Origin of the sequence: Enterobacter sp. Sphag1F (genome assembly GCF_014193275.1) — a bacterium.
GTDB lineage: Bacteria > Pseudomonadota > Gammaproteobacteria > Enterobacterales > Enterobacteriaceae > Pantoea > Pantoea symbiotica.
In genome coordinates, this window is the sequence record NZ_JACHZD010000003.1 from 376526 (window position 1) to 392850 (window position 16325).

The 16325-nt window shown below is 53.8% G+C and carries 18 protein-coding genes and 1 tRNA gene; 10 read left to right on the forward strand and 9 right to left on the reverse strand.

Features of this window, described 5'->3' with window-relative positions; all coding sequences use genetic code 11:
• Nucleotides 1-65: 65 nt before the first annotated feature.
• Nucleotides 66-1145, forward strand: coding sequence for an outer membrane-stress sensor serine endopeptidase DegS (gene degS / locus FHW71_RS12520; protein WP_008104403.1), 1080 nt, complete (start codon nt 66-68; stop codon nt 1143-1145).
• Between the two features lie 23 nt (nt 1146-1168).
• Here degS and epmA read toward each other — a convergent pair whose 3' ends face one another.
• The gene (gene epmA, locus FHW71_RS12525; RefSeq protein WP_008104404.1) at nt 1169-2146 is read right to left on the reverse strand and encodes an elongation factor P--(R)-beta-lysine ligase; all 978 of its coding nucleotides are present in this window, start codon (nt 2144-2146) and stop codon (nt 1169-1171) included.
• Between the two features lie 136 nt (nt 2147-2282).
• Between epmA and FHW71_RS12530 the strand changes: the two genes are divergently transcribed.
• On the forward strand, nt 2283-2807 hold the full coding sequence (locus FHW71_RS12530; protein ID WP_179451880.1) for a lipocalin family protein: 525 nt from the start codon (nt 2283-2285) through the stop codon (nt 2805-2807).
• A 39-nt stretch (nt 2808-2846) separates the two neighbouring features.
• Here FHW71_RS12530 and FHW71_RS12535 read toward each other — a convergent pair whose 3' ends face one another.
• Together FHW71_RS12535 and efp are read right to left on the reverse strand one after the other, a co-directional pair.
• A complete protein-coding gene (locus tag FHW71_RS12535; protein ID WP_008104408.1) occupies nt 2847-2981 on the reverse strand; it encodes an entericidin A/B family lipoprotein in 135 nt (44 codons plus the stop codon).
• Between the two features lie 145 nt (nt 2982-3126).
• Nucleotides 3127-3693, reverse strand: coding sequence for an elongation factor P (gene efp, locus FHW71_RS12540; protein WP_008104410.1), 567 nt, complete (start codon nt 3691-3693; stop codon nt 3127-3129).
• Between the two features lie 42 nt (nt 3694-3735).
• Here efp and epmB point away from each other — a divergent pair, with 42 nt between their 5' ends.
• Together epmB and FHW71_RS12550 are read left to right on the forward strand one after the other, a co-directional pair.
• Nucleotides 3736-4764, forward strand: coding sequence for an EF-P beta-lysylation protein EpmB (gene epmB, locus FHW71_RS12545; RefSeq protein WP_179451879.1), 1029 nt, complete (start codon nt 3736-3738; stop codon nt 4762-4764).
• 96 nt (nt 4765-4860) lie between these two features.
• Entirely contained in the window at nt 4861-5295 is a 435-nt protein-coding gene (locus FHW71_RS12550) for a DUF1090 domain-containing protein (RefSeq protein WP_061718296.1), read from the forward strand.
• A 63-nt stretch (nt 5296-5358) separates the two neighbouring features.
• Here the strand turns inward: FHW71_RS12550 and FHW71_RS12555 are convergent, their stop codons facing one another.
• From FHW71_RS12555 to FHW71_RS12570, 4 genes are all read right to left on the reverse strand, one after another.
• Nucleotides 5359-5706: a DUF4156 domain-containing protein gene (locus tag FHW71_RS12555; protein ID WP_008104416.1), complete on the reverse strand. Its 348-nt coding sequence runs from the start codon at nt 5704-5706 to the stop codon at nt 5359-5361.
• Between the two features lie 197 nt (nt 5707-5903).
• A complete protein-coding gene (groL, locus tag FHW71_RS12560; protein WP_008104418.1) occupies nt 5904-7556 on the reverse strand; it encodes a chaperonin GroEL in 1653 nt (550 codons plus the stop codon).
• A 46-nt stretch (nt 7557-7602) separates the two neighbouring features.
• Entirely contained in the window at nt 7603-7896 is a 294-nt protein-coding gene (locus FHW71_RS12565; RefSeq protein ID WP_008104420.1) for a co-chaperone GroES, read from the reverse strand.
• Nucleotides 7897-8089: 193 nt separating this feature from the next.
• Nucleotides 8090-8542: an FxsA family protein gene (locus tag FHW71_RS12570; RefSeq protein ID WP_179451878.1), complete on the reverse strand. Its 453-nt coding sequence runs from the start codon at nt 8540-8542 to the stop codon at nt 8090-8092.
• A 375-nt stretch (nt 8543-8917) separates the two neighbouring features.
• Here FHW71_RS12570 and aspA point away from each other — a divergent pair, with 375 nt between their 5' ends.
• From aspA to FHW71_RS12595, 5 genes are all read left to right on the forward strand, one after another.
• The gene (gene aspA / locus FHW71_RS12575; RefSeq protein ID WP_008104424.1) at nt 8918-10354 is read left to right on the forward strand and encodes an aspartate ammonia-lyase; all 1437 of its coding nucleotides are present in this window, start codon (nt 8918-8920) and stop codon (nt 10352-10354) included.
• Between the two features lie 117 nt (nt 10355-10471).
• Nucleotides 10472-11773, forward strand: coding sequence for an anaerobic C4-dicarboxylate transporter (locus FHW71_RS12580; RefSeq protein ID WP_154154544.1), 1302 nt, complete (start codon nt 10472-10474; stop codon nt 11771-11773).
• Between the two features lie 83 nt (nt 11774-11856).
• Nucleotides 11857-13557 carry a protein-disulfide reductase DsbD gene (locus FHW71_RS12585; RefSeq protein ID WP_179451877.1) on the forward strand — a complete coding sequence of 567 codons (1701 nt, stop codon included), beginning with the start codon at nt 11857-11859 and terminating at the stop codon, nt 13555-13557.
• A 66-nt stretch (nt 13558-13623) separates the two neighbouring features.
• The gene (locus FHW71_RS12590) at nt 13624-14202 is read left to right on the forward strand and encodes a transcriptional regulator (RefSeq protein WP_179451876.1); all 579 of its coding nucleotides are present in this window, start codon (nt 13624-13626) and stop codon (nt 14200-14202) included.
• 108 nt (nt 14203-14310) lie between these two features.
• Nucleotides 14311-14386 (forward strand) — tRNA-Phe (locus FHW71_RS12595).
• Nucleotides 14387-14474: 88 nt separating this feature from the next.
• Here FHW71_RS12595 and FHW71_RS12600 read toward each other — a convergent pair.
• Both FHW71_RS12600 and FHW71_RS12605 read right to left on the reverse strand, forming a co-directional pair.
• The gene (locus FHW71_RS12600; RefSeq protein WP_176970147.1) at nt 14475-14774 is read right to left on the reverse strand and encodes a helix-turn-helix transcriptional regulator; all 300 of its coding nucleotides are present in this window, start codon (nt 14772-14774) and stop codon (nt 14475-14477) included.
• Nucleotides 14761-15105 carry a type II toxin-antitoxin system RelE/ParE family toxin gene (locus FHW71_RS12605; protein WP_255348927.1) on the reverse strand — a complete coding sequence of 115 codons (345 nt, stop codon included), beginning with the start codon at nt 15103-15105 and terminating at the stop codon, nt 14761-14763. Before FHW71_RS12605 ends, FHW71_RS12600 begins: the two co-directional genes overlap by 14 nt.
• 481 nt (nt 15106-15586) lie before the next feature.
• On the opposite strand from FHW71_RS12605, the gene FHW71_RS12610 reads away from it, so the two are divergent.
• Nucleotides 15587-16282, forward strand: coding sequence for an RraA family protein (locus tag FHW71_RS12610; protein ID WP_008109611.1), 696 nt, complete (start codon nt 15587-15589; stop codon nt 16280-16282).
• Nucleotides 16283-16325 lie beyond the last annotated feature (43 nt).

The window sequence follows — 16325 nt, forward strand, 5'->3', positions numbered from 1 at the left end:
CAGGTGTTTGTCCGCCTTTCTCATGCTATTCTGCCCTGCGATCTCACCTGGCTTGAAATAACACCATGTTTCTTAAACTTTTGCGTTCTGTGGTGATGGGCCTGATCGTGGCTGGCTTACTGCTTGTCGCGATCCCTGCGCTGCGTATGGGCAGCAACATCACCTTTGAACATGACAATAGCGACGATGAAGCACCCGTTAGTTTTAATCAGGGTGTGCGACGCGCCGTGCCCGCAGTCGTCAACGTCTATAACCGCAGCGCCCATGGCAACAATAATCGCGGCATCACCACGCTCGGCTCCGGCGTAATCATGAACGGCAAAGGCTACATCCTCACGAATAAACATGTGATTAATAACGCCGATCAGATCATCGTCGCGCTGCAGGATGGACGCTTCTTCGAAGCCACCTTAGTGGGTTCCGATGCCATGACCGATTTAGCGGTGTTGAAAATCAGCGCCTCTAACTTGCCGGTTATCCCCATCAACGCCAAACGTATCGCGCACATCGGCGACGTCGTCATGGCGATCGGCAATCCGTATAATCTCGGCCAAACCGTGACGCAAGGCATTATCAGCGCCACCGGACGCGTGGGCCTGAGCTCATCCGGACGACAAAACTTCCTGCAAACCGATGCCTCAATCAATCAGGGCAACTCGGGCGGCGCATTGATTAACTCGCTGGGCGAACTGATGGGCATTAATACCCTGACGTTTGATAAAAGCAGCGATGGCGAAACGCCGGAAGGGATTGGTTTCGCCATTCCTACCGCGCTGGCGAGCAAAATCATGGATAAGCTGATTCGTGATGGCCGGGTGATTCGCGGCTATATCGGCATTACCGGACGCGAACTGCCGCCGCTGCATGGCCAGGGCAATAATCTCGATCGCGTACAGGGCATTATCGTTAGCGACGTCACGCCGGGCGGCCCCGCCGATAGCGCCGGCATTCAGGCTAATGACGTGCTGCTGGAAGTGAATGGCAAACCGGCGCTCTCAGCGCAGGAAACCATGGATCAGGTGGCAGAAATTCGTCCGGGTTCGGTGATTGACGTGCAGATTTTGCGCAATGAAAAGAAAATGACCTTGCCGGTGACGATTCAGGAATTCCCGGAAGTGACCGCGCCCGCCACCACCACGCCATAAGGGCGCTTGCGCGCCCTTATGATTTAGCTGCGATCGACCGGAAAGGCGATCACTTCGCTCAGCGAGCTGGCTTTCAGCGCCAGCATGATCAAACGATCTACGCCCAACGCCACGCCAGAACAGGCAGGCATACCGTGCGCCAGCGCATCCAGCAAATTGGTATCGATAGGATGTTGCGGCAGGCCACGCGCCGCACGACGACGATTGTCCTGCTCAAAACGCTGACGCTGCTCACGGCTATCGGTTAACTCACGGAAACCGTTCGCCAGCTCAATCCCTTTGTAATAGACCTCGAAACGCTCGGCGACGCGGTGATCTTCGGTACTAATCTCTGCCAGCGCGGCCTGTGTTGCCGGGAAGTGGTAGACGAAGCACGGCTTATCGTTACCAATTTTCGGTTCAACGCCCAGCATAAACAGCAGTTGCAGCAGCGTATCGCGGTCTTCTTCACGATTCGCCAGCTCGCCCTCGCCCAGCTTCTCCGCCACTTCGCGCAGCTGTGCTTTATCGGCTGACAGCGGATCCACTTCCAGATGACGGATAAATGCCTGCTGATACGACAGCGATTCCGCGCTATCGCACTCCAGCACCTGCTGCATCAAATCGTCAACTTCATTCATCAGGCGGTACATGTCGTAGTGCGGACGATACCACTCCAGCATGGTGAACTCGGGATTGTGGTGACGCCCGGCTTCTTCATTACGGAAGCTGCGACCCATCTGGTAAATCGGGCCGCTTCCGGCCGCCAGCAGGCGCTTCATGTGATATTCCGGACTGGTCATCAGCCACAGATCGCGCCCTTCGGCTGCGCCTGGCCCAACAAAACGCGTCTGGAACGGCACCAGATGGATGTCAGTGATGGTCGCCTGGCTCATCGCCGGGGTATCAACCTCCAGCACGCCGCGATCGGCAAAGAAACGACGTATTTCCGCTATGATAGCGGCGCGTTTCAACAAATTGGCAATGGATGCGCTCGGCTGCCAGCTTGCCGTTTCGCTCATGTTGATGACTCCTCATACAGATAAGGGGTGGAAGTCTACCCGCATTGCCGATAGCAAACAACGACAGCGGGCGCAGGCAGCAATTTGGTATCGGGCAGCTATACTTAACCCATTAAAATTGTAAAGGAATCCCACAATGTCCCCATGGAAAACCCTGCTCGCCAGCCTGAGTGCCTTTCTCTCCGTTGCCTGCTCAACCACACCGCCCAAAGGCGTCACGGTGGTAGAAGGTTTCGATAGTCAACGCTATCTCGGCCAATGGTATGAAATCGCCCGCCTCGATCACCGCTTTGAGCGCGGATTACAACAGGTTACTGCCAATTATAGTCCGCGCGACGATGGCGGCTTGAAGGTGATCAACCGTGGCTACAATCAGCAGAAACAGCGCTGGCAGGAGAGCGTGGGCAAAGCCTACTTCACCGGCGATAAACAGCGCGCCTCGCTTAAAGTGTCATTCTTTGGCCCGTTCTATGGCGGTTACAACGTGATTGCCTTGGATCCTGACTATCGCTATGCGCTGGTGTGCGGACCGAATCGTAGCTACTTGTGGATTTTGTCGCGTACGCCGCAACTGGATGAAAGCGTTAAACAACGTTTGGTTGAACAGGCCAGAAGTGCCGGATTCCCGGTGGATGAACTGATTTGGGTGGAGCAGAAATAGAGAGAACCGGTGCGAAAGTCGCTTTCACACCGGAATATCTTACTGTGCGCTGCGCTGAATCGCTTTGCCGCCCGCCTGAACATCTTCGCCAACACCACGCGTGGTGTTACAAGCGGTCAGAACGGATGAGAGCACCAGCACGGAAAAAATCGCGACAATACTTTTCTTTAACATAGCCATATCCTTTTTGGTTGCAGTAAAAGTACAGCTCTTAAAGCATAGTCTTGATCTGTAAAACTGCGGATTGGGCGGATGAAAAAAGAGAAGGGAAACACACAGAGAGAAAAAAGGCGCATCAATGATGCGCCTGATTTGACGATTATTTTACGCGAGAAACGTATTCGCCAGAGCGGGTATCCACTTTTACCACTTCGCCAATCTGTACGAACAGTGGCACTTTGATTACCGCGCCAGTCGACAGCGTAGCTGGCTTACCGCCGGTACCTGCGGTATCACCCTTCAGGCCTGGATCGGTTTCGATAACTTCAGCTTCGATGAAGTTTGGTGGCTGAACAGCGATCGCTTTATCGTTCCACAGGGTAACGATACAATCTGCATTGTCCTGCAGCCACTTGGTCACGTCATCCAGCACTTTAGATTCGATCTGATACTGCTCGAAAGATTCCGGGTGCATGAAGTAGAAGAAGTCGCCGTCGTTGTAAGAGTATTGCAGCGTCATATCACGAACGTCTGCGCCTTCGGCAGAGTCAGTAGATTTGAAGGTCTTCTCAACGCGAGAACCGGTCAGCAGACGACGCATTTTTACGCGCGCAAATGCCTGGCCTTTACCCGGCTTAACGAACTCACTGGCTTCGATGGCATATGGCTCGCCTTCGAACATGATTTTAAGACCGGGACGGAAATCGTTGCTAAGATAAGTCGCCATAAAGGCCCTCTGTAAATATTGAACTGGTAAATAGCCAAAAAAATGGCACACATTGTAACCCTAAATCCCCCCGTCAGAGAAGATTGGTTGCAGCAACTAGCTGATGTTGTCACCGAACCTGCTGAATTACTGCAACTTTTATCTCTTGATCAGCATGCTGATCTGGCTGCAGGCGCTGATGCACGCAAGCTTTTCGCCCTGCGCGTACCGCGCGCCTTCATCGCACGCATGAAAAAAGGCGATGCAACGGACCCGCTGCTGCTGCAAGTGCTCACCAGCCGTCAGGAATTTATTGATGCGCCAGGTTATAGCACCGATCCGCTGGATGAACAAAGCAGTGTGGTGCCGGGTTTACTGCATAAGTATAGAAACCGTGCGCTGCTGCTGGTAAAAGGCGGCTGTGCGGTCAACTGCCGCTACTGTTTCCGCCGTCATTTTCCCTATCAGGATAACCAGGGCAACAAGCGCAACTGGCAGGCGGCGATTGATTACATCGCCACGCATCCGGAACTGGATGAGATTATCTTCTCCGGCGGCGATCCGCTGATGGCGAAAGATCATGAGCTGGCATGGCTGGTGGACGCGCTGGAAAAAATCCCGCACCTCAAACGCCTGCGTATTCACACCCGCTTGCCGGTGGTGATCCCGGCGCGCATCACTGAAGGCTTGTGTCAGATTCTGGCCGACACGCGTCTGCAGGTGTTGATGGTGAGCCATATCAACCACGCGCAGGAAATTGATGACGAGCTGCGTTACGGCATGCAGATGCTGAAGCGTGCAGGCGTTACGCTGCTTAATCAGAGCGTGTTGCTGCGTGATGTGAATGATGATGCGCAGACGCTGGCGGATCTTAGTAATGCGCTGTTTGATGCCGGCATTCTGCCCTACTACCTGCACGTGCTGGATAAGGTGCAAGGCGCGGCGCACTTCTTTGTTTCAGATGAGGAAGCGCGCGTGCTGGTGCGCCAGCTGCTGGTGATGGTGTCCGGTTATATGGTGCCAAAACTGGCGCGTGAGATTGGCGGCGAGCCAAGCAAGACGCCGCTGGATTTACAGTTACGGCAAGAGTAACCAAGACCCGCCTTAACGCTTCCTACTCAGCATTCCGCTATAACAGCTCCTGAAATTATTAGGCACATGGTGTGCTTAGGTTATACAGGAGCATGTATGAAAAAGGTGGCATTAACGCTGCTGGCACTGTTGTCAGTGAGTTTGGTTTTTAGTATGAAAACCCACGCCGCTCAGGATTGTGCCACGCGTCACGCGGCAATTAGTGAAGAATTACGTTACGCTGAGGCCAATAATAATTATTCGCGTATCAACGGACTGCGCAGCGCTCTCGCAGAACTGGATACGCATTGCACTCGCAGTAACGTCATTTCAGATACTCAACGCCAACTCGATAAACTCAACGATAAAGTAGCGGATAAGCAGAAATCTATTCGTGAAATCGAGTTTGATTTACAACGCGCACGCGCAGATGGAGATGCGAAAAAAATTCGCAAATATCAGCGTAAGCTAGAAGATAAACAAGAGGAACTCGCTGAAGCACAAGAAGAGCTGGCGCGGGTGCGGAATGAGATGTCCGCATTGAGGAAGTAACAAAATGGCCGAATCGCTTCGGCCATTTTGCATTGGACCTTTCAGGCAATTAGGCCGGAAAAATCACGGGCACTTATACACCTGGCCGGTCATTTTGCTATCGAGCGGCGCGAAAGCTGACAGCAAATTCTGCGTCGGGCTGGTGGCGCCATAAATCACGTTGCCGCCCATTTCAGCCGCGCGGTTACGCAGGTCGTTAGCTGCGCCACGCAGTGAACTGCCTTCACCGCCTGAACCGCTCAGCCAGTTGCTCTGGGAGCCGGTAAGCGTTCCCAGCAGCTGACATTGACTCGCGGGTTGTTGGTCGACGAAGGTCACACGTTCGCCGCCAGCACTCAGTTGATTGGAGCTGCTACAGCCCGCCAGCAGTAAAGTTCCGACTGCCAGACCGAGCAAGAGGTTAATCCGCATTGTAATCCCCATTTATTATCATCAGTGTCGGGCGGCAGCGTAGCAGAAAAGCGCACTTTTTTTCTGAACATTCATTGCCCTAAACCCGTAAAGCCGAAGTATTGCGCCCTTACTTATACCTTGTTCCCCAGCAAAAGAAAAACCCCCGACCGTTTCCGATCGGGGGTTTTCCAGATGACTTAAGCAGTCAGGGGCAATTACATCATGCCGCCCATTCCGCCCATGCCACCCATACCGCCAGCGCCACCTAAATCAGGTGCATCGTTTTTAGGCAGATCGGTCACCATCGCTTCGGTGGTGATCATCAGGCCCGCAACAGATGAAGCGTACTGCAGCGCAGAACGGGTCACTTTGGTTGGGTCCAGGATACCGAAGTCGATCATGTTGCCGTACTCTTCGGTCTGCGCGTTGTAACCGTAGTTACCGTCGCCCGCTTTCACGTTGTTAGCAACAACTGAAGGCTCTTCGCCGGCGTTAGAAACGATCTGACGCAGTGGCGCTTCCATTGCGCGCAGCGCAACTTTGATACCCACGTTCTGATCTTCGTTGTCGCCTTTCAGGCCAGATGCTGCGATTTTCGCTGCAACGCGAACCAGCGCCACACCACCACCTGCAACCACGCCTTCTTCAACCGCAGCACGGGTCGCGTGCAGGGCATCTTCAACGCGTGCTTTCTTCTCTTTCATTTCAACTTCAGTTGCTGCGCCCACTTTCAGAACGGCAACGCCACCTGCCAGTTTCGCTACGCGCTCCTGCAGTTTCTCTTTGTCGTAATCAGAGGTCGCTTCTTCGATCTGCTGACGAATCTGAGTAACACGGCCAGAGATAGCGCCTTGATCGCCCACACCATCGATGATGGTGGTGGTGTCTTTGTTAATCACAACACGCTTAGCCTGACCCAGATCTTCCAGGGTAGCTTTTTCCAGCTCCATACCGATCTCTTCAGAGATCACGGTACCGCCGGTCAGGATAGCGATATCCTGCAGCATGGCTTTACGACGGTCGCCGAAGCCAGGTGCTTTAACCGCAGCCACTTTCACGATACCGCGCATGGTGTTCACCACCAGCGTTGCCAGTGCTTCACCTTCCACGTCTTCTGCAATGATCAGCAGTGGCTTACCGGCTTTAGCAACGGCTTCCAGCACTGGCAGCATTTCGCGGATGTTAGAGATTTTCTTGTCAGCCAGCAGGATGAACGGGGTTTCCAGCTCAACTGCGCCTGTTTCTGGCTTGTTGATGAAGTACGGAGACAGGTAGCCGCGATCAAACTGCATACCTTCAACTACGTCCAGCTCGTCTTGCAGGCCGGTGCCTTCTTCAACGGTGATAACGCCTTCTTTGCCCACTTTATCCATCGCGTCAGCGATCAGAGTACCAACAGTTTCGTCGGAGTTAGCAGAGATGGTACCAACCTGTGCGATAGCGCGTGAATCCTGGCAAGGTACAGACAGCGCTTTCAGTTCTTCAACGGCAGCGATAACTGCTTTATCGATACCGCGCTTCAGATCCATCGGGTTCATGCCCGCAGCCACAGCTTTCAGGCCTTCGGTGATGATTGCCTGAGCCAGAACGGTTGCGGTGGTGGTGCCGTCGCCTGCTGCGTCGTTCGCTTTAGAGGCCACTTCTTTCACCATCTGTGCGCCCATGTTTTCGAACTTGTCTTCCAGCTCGATTTCACGCGCAACAGAAACACCATCTTTAGTGATGGTCGGTGCACCAAAAGATTTATCCAGAACCACGTTACGGCCTTTCGGGCCCAGGGTAACTTTTACTGCATCTGCCAGTACGTTTACGCCACGCAGCATTTTCACGCGTGCGTCATTACCGAATTTTACGTCTTTAGCTGCCATTTCAAATATCCCTTAAATTCGTTTCGTTCAGTGAATTACGCGTAAATTACGCTTCAACTACTGCAAGGATGTCGCTTTCGGAGATGATCAGAACTTCTTCGTTGTCGATTTTCTCGGTTTTTGCACCGTAGCCTTCGCTGAAAATCACCAGATCACCCACTTTTACGTCCAGTGGCTTAACTTCACCGTTTTCCAGGATGCGGCCTTTGCCAACAGCCAGGACTTCACCGCGGGTAGATTTACCGGCAGCTGAACCGGTCAGCACGATGCCGCCCGCTGATTTAGCTTCAACTTCTTTACGCTTGACGATGACGCGATCGTGCAATGGACGAATTTTCATTTGATAGCTCTCCTTTGAGAAGTCCAATCATTCATTTTTTGGGGTTGAACCGGACTGCATGGCTTCCGGCCTCGTGCTGGAAGAGATAGGGGCAATAAGTGGGCTTTCAAGGGCAAAAAATATAAATATTTTCGTTTCTGCAACAGATGGCGAAAAATGCAGCAAAAAGGCGGCTTGCGCCGCCTTGATGAATTTATTGGTCCTTATCGTGACCAATTCTGTCCTGATCTTTGCGCTCGTATTCACCGTCCACGGTGAAACCGGCATCCGGACCGGCGCCCGGTCCACGCCACATGCGCAGATGTGGCATCAGCTTCAAGGTCAGATGCTTCTGCACCGGCGGCAACAGCAGCAGTAAACCGAGGAAGTCGGTGAAGAAACCGGGCAACAGCAGCAGGAAGCCGGAGATGATCAGCGAAACGCTTTTGGTCATCTCAGCCGCCGGGCTTTCGTTACGCGCCAGCTTCTCCTGCATCAGCCGGAAGTTCTTCATGCCCTGATTTTTCACCAGCGAAACACCAATACACGAGGTGAAGATCACCAGCAGCATGGTGAGCAGCACACCCAGCGCATGCGCGACCTGAATGAAGATTGAGATTTCAATCCAGGCCAAAACAAAAAAAATCACTAACGGTAACCAGCGCACCGAATTCTCCTGTGAGTTGGAGCTGCCCCGCAAATTGCCAGGCAGCAGAAAGGGATGGTCTGTAGGACCGTATTGATAGAGATGGGCATTTGCACCGGCATTTTCAACCGATCCTGCCATTTTTTTCCCACTGACTTAAAATTGCGAAGTACATCACATATCGTTATTACCGCTGGGCCTGTAAAAGCCCGTAAAGTGATCTGTGCACAAACAATTCTGTAACATCAGAATATGATCGTGCCCGTCAGCGCGAAGATGGATAATATGTCGGCGCTGACATTCCACGACAATATAATCGCTTCACCTGCACGTTAATTGCCGCCCGTCCATCCGGGCGCCCGGCAGTAACCAGGCAGCAATAATAAGAAGGTAATCATGGCGAACAACATTCGTATCGAAGAAGACCTGTTAGGCATGCGCGAAGTTCCGGCAGACGCTTACTACGGTGTTCATACTCTGCGTGCGATTGAAAACTTCTATATTAGTAATAGTAAAATCAGCGACATACCGGAGTTTGTCCGCGGTATGGTGATGGTGAAGAAAGCAGCCGCGCTCGCCAACAAAGAGTTGCAGACCATTCCCCGCAATATCGCCAACACCATTATTCAGGCCTGTGATGAAGTCCTGAATAACGGTAAATGCATGGATCAGTTCCCGGTTGACGTCTATCAGGGCGGCGCGGGCACCTCGGTCAACATGAACACCAATGAAGTGCTGGCCAACATCGGTCTGGAGCTGATGGGCCATCAGAAAGGTGAATATCAGTACCTCAATCCCAACGATCACGTGAACAAGTGTCAGTCCACCAACGACGCTTATCCAACCGGTTTTCGTATCGCGGTTTACGCCTCGATTCTGAAACTGCTCGACGGCATCAATCAGCTGAGCGAAGGTTTCCAGCGCAAAGCGGTGGAGTTCGAAAACATCCTGAAAATGGGCCGTACCCAGCTACAGGATGCGGTGCCGATGACGCTCGGCCAGGAGTTCCACGCGTTTAACGTGCTGCTGAATGAAGAGACCCGCAGCATTCTGCGCACCGCCGAACTGCTGCTGGAAGTGAACCTTGGCGCTACCGCCATCGGTACACGTCTCAACACGCCAGATGGCTACCAGCAGCTGGCGGTACAGCGTCTGGCGGAAGTGAGTAATCTGCCGGTGGTGCCTGCAGAAGATCTGATTGAAGCCACGTCCGACTGCGGCGCATACGTGATGGTGCACTCGGCGCTGAAACGTCTGGCGGTGAAACTGTCGAAAATCTGTAATGACCTGCGCCTGCTCTCTTCCGGTCCGCGCGCCGGCCTGAATGAGATCAACCTGCCAGAACTGCAGGCCGGTTCATCAATCATGCCCGCCAAAGTGAATCCAGTGGTGCCAGAAGTGGTGAATCAGGTGTGCTTCAAAGTGATCGGCAATGACATCACCGTCACCATGGCGTCTGAAGCGGGTCAGCTGCAGCTCAACGTGATGGAGCCGGTAATTGGCCAGGCGCTGTTCGAATCGATCAGCATCCTGACGAACGCCTGCTTCAACCTGCTGGAAAAATGCGTTAACGGCATCACCGCCAACAAAGCGGTGTGTGAAGCTTACGTGTTCAACTCGATTGGTATCGTCACTTACCTCAACCCGTACATCGGCCATCACAACGGCGACATCGTCGGTAAGATTTGTGCCGAAACCGGCAAGAGCGTACGTGAAGTGGTGCTGGAGCGCGGCCTGCTGACGGAAACCGAACTGGACGATATTTTCTCCATTCAGAACCTGATGCATCCAGTATATAAAGCCAAACGCTACACTGACGAAAACGAACAGTAATCCGTTCCGGATCAAGTTGCCAAAAGCACGCCCGTATACAATGCGGCGTGCTTTTTTCATTTTGGCGGCTACAACTTTAAGAGTCGAAATTGATCCACGGCTCAGGGAGCGGAACGAATGGTAGTAGTGGAGTTAGTTATTGTCCTGCTGGCGATCTGGCTCGGTGCGCGTCTTGGCGGCATCGGCATCGGTTTCGCGGGCGGTTTAGGTGTGCTGGCGTTGACGCTGATTTGCGGCTTAAAGCCCGGCGCGATTCCCTTCGATGTGATCGAAATTATCATGGCGGTGATTGCCGCGATTGCCGCGATGCAGATTGCTGGCGGTCTCGACTATCTGGTGGGATTGGCGGAGCGCCTGCTGCGCCGTCATCCGCGCTATGTCACCTTTCTCGCGCCGCTGGTCACCTACGTCATGACGCTGCTGGCCGGTACCGGTCACACCGCGTTCTCCACCTTGCCAGTGATTGCTGAAGTGGCGAAAGAGCAAGGCGTGCGCCCTTCTCGTCCGCTGTCGATTGCGGTTGTCGCCTCGCAGATAGCCATCACCGCGTCGCCGCTTTCTGCGGCAGTGGTGTTTTTCGCCTCCATTCTTGAACCGCGCGGCGTAAGTTATCTGGCGCTGTTAGGTGTCGCGATTCCCTCCACCATGGCAGCAATCTTCTGCGCCGCCATCATCACCAGCTTCCTCGGCAAAGAACTTAAGGATGATGAGGTTTACCAGGCGCGTTTAGCAAAAGGTGAAGTGAAGCTACGCGGCGAGCAGGTTTATGACATCAAACCGGGCGCGAAGCGTGCTGTCTTCCTCTTCCTGATCGGCATCGCCGCCGTGGTGCTCTACGCCACCGCGATAAGCGACAGCGTTGGCCTCATCACCAATCCAGTGCTGCCGCGCAACGAAGCCATCGTGGTGTTTATGCTGACCGTTGCCACGCTAATTTGCCTGACCTGCAAAGTCGATACCGGTGAGATCCTCAGCGCCAGCACCTTTAAGTCAGGCATGAGCGCCTGTATCTGCGTGATGGGCGTCGCGTGGCTGGGCGATACCTTTGTCAAAGCACACCTTAACGATATCCAGGCGTTAGCCGGTGACATGCTGCAAGGTTATCCGTGGATGCTGGCGCTGGTGCTGTTCTTCGCCGCCACGCTGCTCTATTCGCAGGCCGCCACCACCAAAGCGTTAATGCCTGCCGCGTTGATGCTGGGCGTCTCGCCGCTGGCCGCCGTCGCCTCCTTTGCAGCAGTTTCCGCGCTGTTCGTGCTGCCGACCTATCCTACGCTGCTGGCCGCCGTCGAAATGGATGACACCGGTTCAACCCGTATCGGCAAGTTTGTGTTTAACCACTCCTTTATTATTCCCGGCGTGTTGGCAATTGCCTTCTCGGTGGCGTTCGGCTTCCTGTTTGGCAGCCTGATTCTGTAGCGCCGTTACATCCTGAAAACCTCGTGGCGAAGCGGTCGTGCTATTATCACGGCCTATTCGCCACCGGAGCTCATTCATTCGCTATGGCTGCACGACTCTTTCGCCTTGCCGGCTTTTGCCTGGCGCTGGTTTTCTGCCTTTCGGCACAAGCCTCACTCTTCTCCCCGAACAACAACAGCCGCTTTGTGCCGGTTGATCAAGCGTTTGGCTTCGATTTCTCGCAGCAGGGCAATCAGCTGACGCTCAGCTGGAAAGTGAAGGATGGCTACTATCTCTATCGCCAGCAAATCCATGTCACGCCGCAAAAAGCGCAGATTGCCCCGCTGACGTTGCCGCCGGGCCAGCCGCACGAAGATGAGTTCTACGGCAAAAGTGAAATCTACCCGCAGGATCTGCAACTGCCGATCACGCTGCGCCAGGCCGATACCGGCGCGACCGTCACCGTCACCTATCAAGGCTGCGCCGCCGCCGGTTTCTGCTATCCGCCTGAAACCCGCACCGTGCCGCTGAGCGCGGTTGCCGCCAATCAGGCTGCGCCCGCAGTCAGCGCGCAGCCTGCTAAAAACAGCACGCCGCTGCCGTTTTCACCGCTGTGGGCGCTGCTGATTGGTATTGGCGTCGCTTTCACGCCGTGCGTATTGCCGATGTATCCGCTGATCTCCAGCATCATTTTAGGTGGCCCGCGCCGCTATTCGATGGGGCGACTATTCGCGCTGGCGATGGTGTATGTGCAAGGTATGGCGCTAACCTACACCGTGCTCGGCATGGTGGTTGCAGCGGCGGGATTACGCTTCCAGGCGGCGCTGCAGCATCCTTACGTATTAATGGGCTTGTCGGCGCTGTTTATCGTGCTGGCGCTGTCGATGTTTGGCCTGTTCTCGCTGCAATTGCCTGCCAGCCTGCAAACGCGCCTGACGCTGTGGAGCAATCGCCAGCAAGGTGGCTCGCTGCCCGGCGTATTCATGATGGGCGCACTGGCGGGATTGATCTGCTCGCCCTGCACCACGGCGCCGCTCAGCGCCATTCTGCTGTATATCGCGCAGAGCGGTAATCTGTGGGCCGGTGCTGGCACGCTGTGGCTGTATGCCTTCGGCATGGGCCTGCCGCTGATTGCCGTGACCATGTTTGGCAACAAGCTGCTGCCGAAAAGCGGGCCGTGGATGCAAACCGTCAAAGAAGGTTTTGGCTTTGTGATTCTGGCGCTGCCGGTATTCCTGCTGGAACGCGTGATCGGCGATCTGTGGGGCTTACGCTTGTGGAGTCTGCTCGGCGTAGCGTTTTTTGCCTGGGCATTCAGCCTCAGCCTGCGCGCCAGCGGTAAATGGCGTGTGCTGCAGATCATCATGCTCGCCGCCGCGCTGGTCAGTGCGCGTCCGCTACAGGATTGGGCGTTTGGCAGCAGTAACAGCGCGCAAGCCGTGGCGCATCTGCCGTTCCATACCATCAATAGCAGCGAGCAGCTCGACAGCGCGCTGCAGCAGGCGCAAGGCCGCATCACCATGGTCGACCTGTACGCCGACTGGTGTGTGGCCTGTAAAGAGTTCGAGAAATACACCTTCAGCGATGAGGGCGTGCGCAACGCGTTAAGTCAGGTGCAACTGCTGCAAGCCAATGTCACCGCCAATAACGCGCAGGACAACGTGCTGTTGCAGCATCTGCAGGTTTTAGGTTTGCCGACCATTCTGTTCTTCGATGCGCAAGGCAAAGAGATCCCTGATTCGCGCGTCACCGGCTTCCTTAACGCCGCCGATTTCCGCACGCATTTGCAGAATTTGTCACGTTAAACGACACTGTCAGCAGAACACTGCCCGCTCGTCCGCGAGTGGGCCCGCATTCCAGAGGAGAGTCACTTGCAACGTGAACAAATACTCGAGCATGCGTTGAATGTGCTCGAACAGAGCGGCCTGGCCGCCACCACTTCCCTGAGCCAAATGGCTGGCGAAACCGGTCTTGAAGCGGAACAGCTAACGCGTTTCTGGCCCGATCGTGATGCCTTGCTGTACGACGCGCTGCGCTATCACGGCCAGCAGATTGATAGCTGGCGTCGTCAGGTGCAGCTCAATGAACATCTCAGCGCCGAACAAAAGCTGTTAGCCCGCTACGAAGTGCTGAGTGAACACGTCAGCAAAGGCCGCTTTCCCGGCTGCCTGTTTATCGCCGCCTGCAGCTTCTATCCGCAACCCGATCAGCCGGTGCATCAGCTAGCCGAACAGCAAAAGCGCAGTTCCTGGCAATTTACCCATGAAATTCTGGTCGATTTGGCGCTGGATAATCCCACCATGGTGGCCGATCAGATGGAGCTGATTCTGGAAGGTTGCCTGAGCAAACTGCTGGTGAAACGCAACGTGCAGGATGTGGCGACGGCGCGCCGCCTGGCGGAAGATGTACTCGGTATCGCGCTGTGCCGCAAAAATGGTGCGCTGGCGTAGCCTTTTTATCCATCTTGTCTGAAAAGCAAGCAATCAATCACGATTGCTACGCTTTTTTGACGAAAGCCGTTGACGACGATAAGCCATTAGGGTTTAATGCGCCCCGTTGCCCGGATAGCTCAGTCGGTAGAGCAGGGGATTGAAAATCCCCGTGTCCGTGGTTCGATTCCGCGTCCGGGCACCAACATTCTGAAAACCCAGCTTATGGCTGGGTTTTTGCTTTTCTGCATTCTGAAAAAGATGCCGGTTTCTCACGTACATCTTCCTCCATATCAGATCTGAAATATCCGACCATCTCCAGTGGGAAGTTCAACATTCAGACTCAACTTACCGCCTAACGCCTCGACATACTTTTTCAGGCTGGAAAGTTTTATCTCGTCACCTCGCGCTTCAATCGCGGCGATAGCAGGCTGCGAGATACCCATTTTTTCAGCCAGCTGCACCTGTGAAAGTTCCAGCTCTTCACGCAACTGACGCAGGCGGATCTCCAGAATTTTTTGGTCTGCCTTATTTTTAATGCGCTCCTGGGACTCAGGAGAACGCTGTGCGATCAGCTCTTCAAGTTTTGGCATTGGTTAATTCCTCCAGATGCTGCTTGTACTCTTTATCAGCCAGTTTGATCATCGATTGGTAGAAGCGCTTCTGATTAACACCGGTTTTATCCCCCGCACACAGCACGATAGCCTTCCTTGCAGGATCAAACGCGAAAAATGCGCGAATCGGCCTTCCATTACTTTGGACGCGAAGTTCCTTCATGTTGGCAAAACGAGAACCGGTGACCGTATCGACATCCGGTCGCCCCAACATTGGGCCAAACACCTTTAGCACTTCGAGACTCGACAACACATCTTCAACCATTTCATCATCTTGTTCTTGCAGCCATGCTGCAAAGAGCAAAGTAATTTCGACTTCCCAACTGTTCAAAATTGCCTCTCATAAACTGTAGTTTATATCGACACCATATAAACTGGAAGTTATATTTTGAGAGATGATTTGCATCATGATTTCTGCTTGCCGATGTACTGAACGTCTTAGATTTGAGAGACGCTTCTGAAAATAAATTAACGACTCAGCTAATACTTTTAATCTATCTCACCATAATAAAATCCAATAAAATTAATTATCAGTGAGTTAAACCAACCCGAAATATTAATTCGTGATCCTGCCTCGGTTAGCCGTAACATCCCATACGTAACACCTTCGCAATCGCGTAAGCTTAATCTCATACCAGTAATCACCTGCTGATTCAGCTTGTTAGCTTAACGCTCTAATCATTTAAGTAATGACTGATAAAACGAAAAATAAAATCACTTACTTTCATATTTAATTATTTATTCAGAAACACGATTCGATTAATTAAATCACTCCCTACAGGAAAATAACCATGAGCGCAGGAAACCGAATCTATTTACGCCGTCCCGCCGATGCCGAACCGCTGCTGGAAGCCTTTCGCCGTTTACCGGCGGCGGTGGTAGCGGATTGCATGAGCCGCTTGCCCGCCTTGTCTGCGGAGATCAGTCTGAAAACCGCGCCGCGCCAGACGATCATGTGTGGCCTGGCGGTGACGGTTAAAGCGCGTTCCGGCGACAACCTGATGCTGCACAAAGCGCTGGATATGGCGGGCCGAAACGATGTGATTATTCTGTCGAACGAAGGCGATCGCAGTCAGTCGCTGATGGGTGAAGTGATGGCAACCTACGCCAGACAGCGCGGTATGGAAGGCATTGTGCTGGACGGCCCAGTCCGCGACATCGAAGGGCTGTCACGCATGGACTTCCCCATCTACGCCGCCGGTCACACGCCGGGCGGCCCGTTCAAGGATGGTCCAGGCGAGATCAACGTGCCGATTGCCTGCGGCAAAATTCACGTATCGCCGGGCGATATCGTACTGGGCGATGCGGATGGCGTGATTGTGATTCCTCGCCAGGATGCCGCACGCATTCTCGAAGCGGCGCAGGCGTATCTCATTGTTGATGAACACAACTTCGAGCTGGCCAAAACCGGCGCGCTGGAACGTAGCTGGCTGGACGAGACGCTGCGCACCAAGCAGGTTGAAATCATTGATGATGTGTTCCGCTAATCTTTCGCCGTCGTAGGGTGCGCATTCATGCGCACCAGGTCGC

Coding starts and splice junctions, on each gene's coding strand:
- epmB (WP_179451879.1), top strand. CDS start 3,736: ATGGCACACATTGTAACCCTAAATCCCCCCGTCAGAGAAGATTGGTTG.
- FHW71_RS12565 (WP_008104420.1), bottom strand. CDS start 7,896: ATGAAAATTCGTCCATTGCACGATCGCGTCATCGTCAAGCGTAAAGAA.
- FHW71_RS12600 (WP_176970147.1), bottom strand. CDS start 14,774: ATGCCAAAACTTGAAGAGCTGATCGCACAGCGTTCTCCTGAGTCCCAG.
- FHW71_RS12585 (WP_179451877.1), top strand. CDS start 11,857: ATGGCTGCACGACTCTTTCGCCTTGCCGGCTTTTGCCTGGCGCTGGTT.
- FHW71_RS12610 (WP_008109611.1), top strand. CDS start 15,587: ATGAGCGCAGGAAACCGAATCTATTTACGCCGTCCCGCCGATGCCGAA.
- FHW71_RS12555 (WP_008104416.1), bottom strand. CDS start 5,706: ATGCGGATTAACCTCTTGCTCGGTCTGGCAGTCGGAACTTTACTGCTG.
- efp (WP_008104410.1), bottom strand. CDS start 3,693: ATGGCGACTTATCTTAGCAACGATTTCCGTCCCGGTCTTAAAATCATG.
- FHW71_RS12550 (WP_061718296.1), top strand. CDS start 4,861: ATGAAAAAGGTGGCATTAACGCTGCTGGCACTGTTGTCAGTGAGTTTG.
- FHW71_RS12535 (WP_008104408.1), bottom strand. CDS start 2,981: ATGTTAAAGAAAAGTATTGTCGCGATTTTTTCCGTGCTGGTGCTCTCA.
- degS (WP_008104403.1), top strand. CDS start 66: ATGTTTCTTAAACTTTTGCGTTCTGTGGTGATGGGCCTGATCGTGGCT.
- FHW71_RS12530 (WP_179451880.1), top strand. CDS start 2,283: ATGTCCCCATGGAAAACCCTGCTCGCCAGCCTGAGTGCCTTTCTCTCC.
- groL (WP_008104418.1), bottom strand. CDS start 7,556: ATGGCAGCTAAAGACGTAAAATTCGGTAATGACGCACGCGTGAAAATG.
- FHW71_RS12580 (WP_154154544.1), top strand. CDS start 10,472: ATGGTAGTAGTGGAGTTAGTTATTGTCCTGCTGGCGATCTGGCTCGGT.
- aspA (WP_008104424.1), top strand. CDS start 8,918: ATGGCGAACAACATTCGTATCGAAGAAGACCTGTTAGGCATGCGCGAA.
- epmA (WP_008104404.1), bottom strand. CDS start 2,146: ATGAGCGAAACGGCAAGCTGGCAGCCGAGCGCATCCATTGCCAATTTG.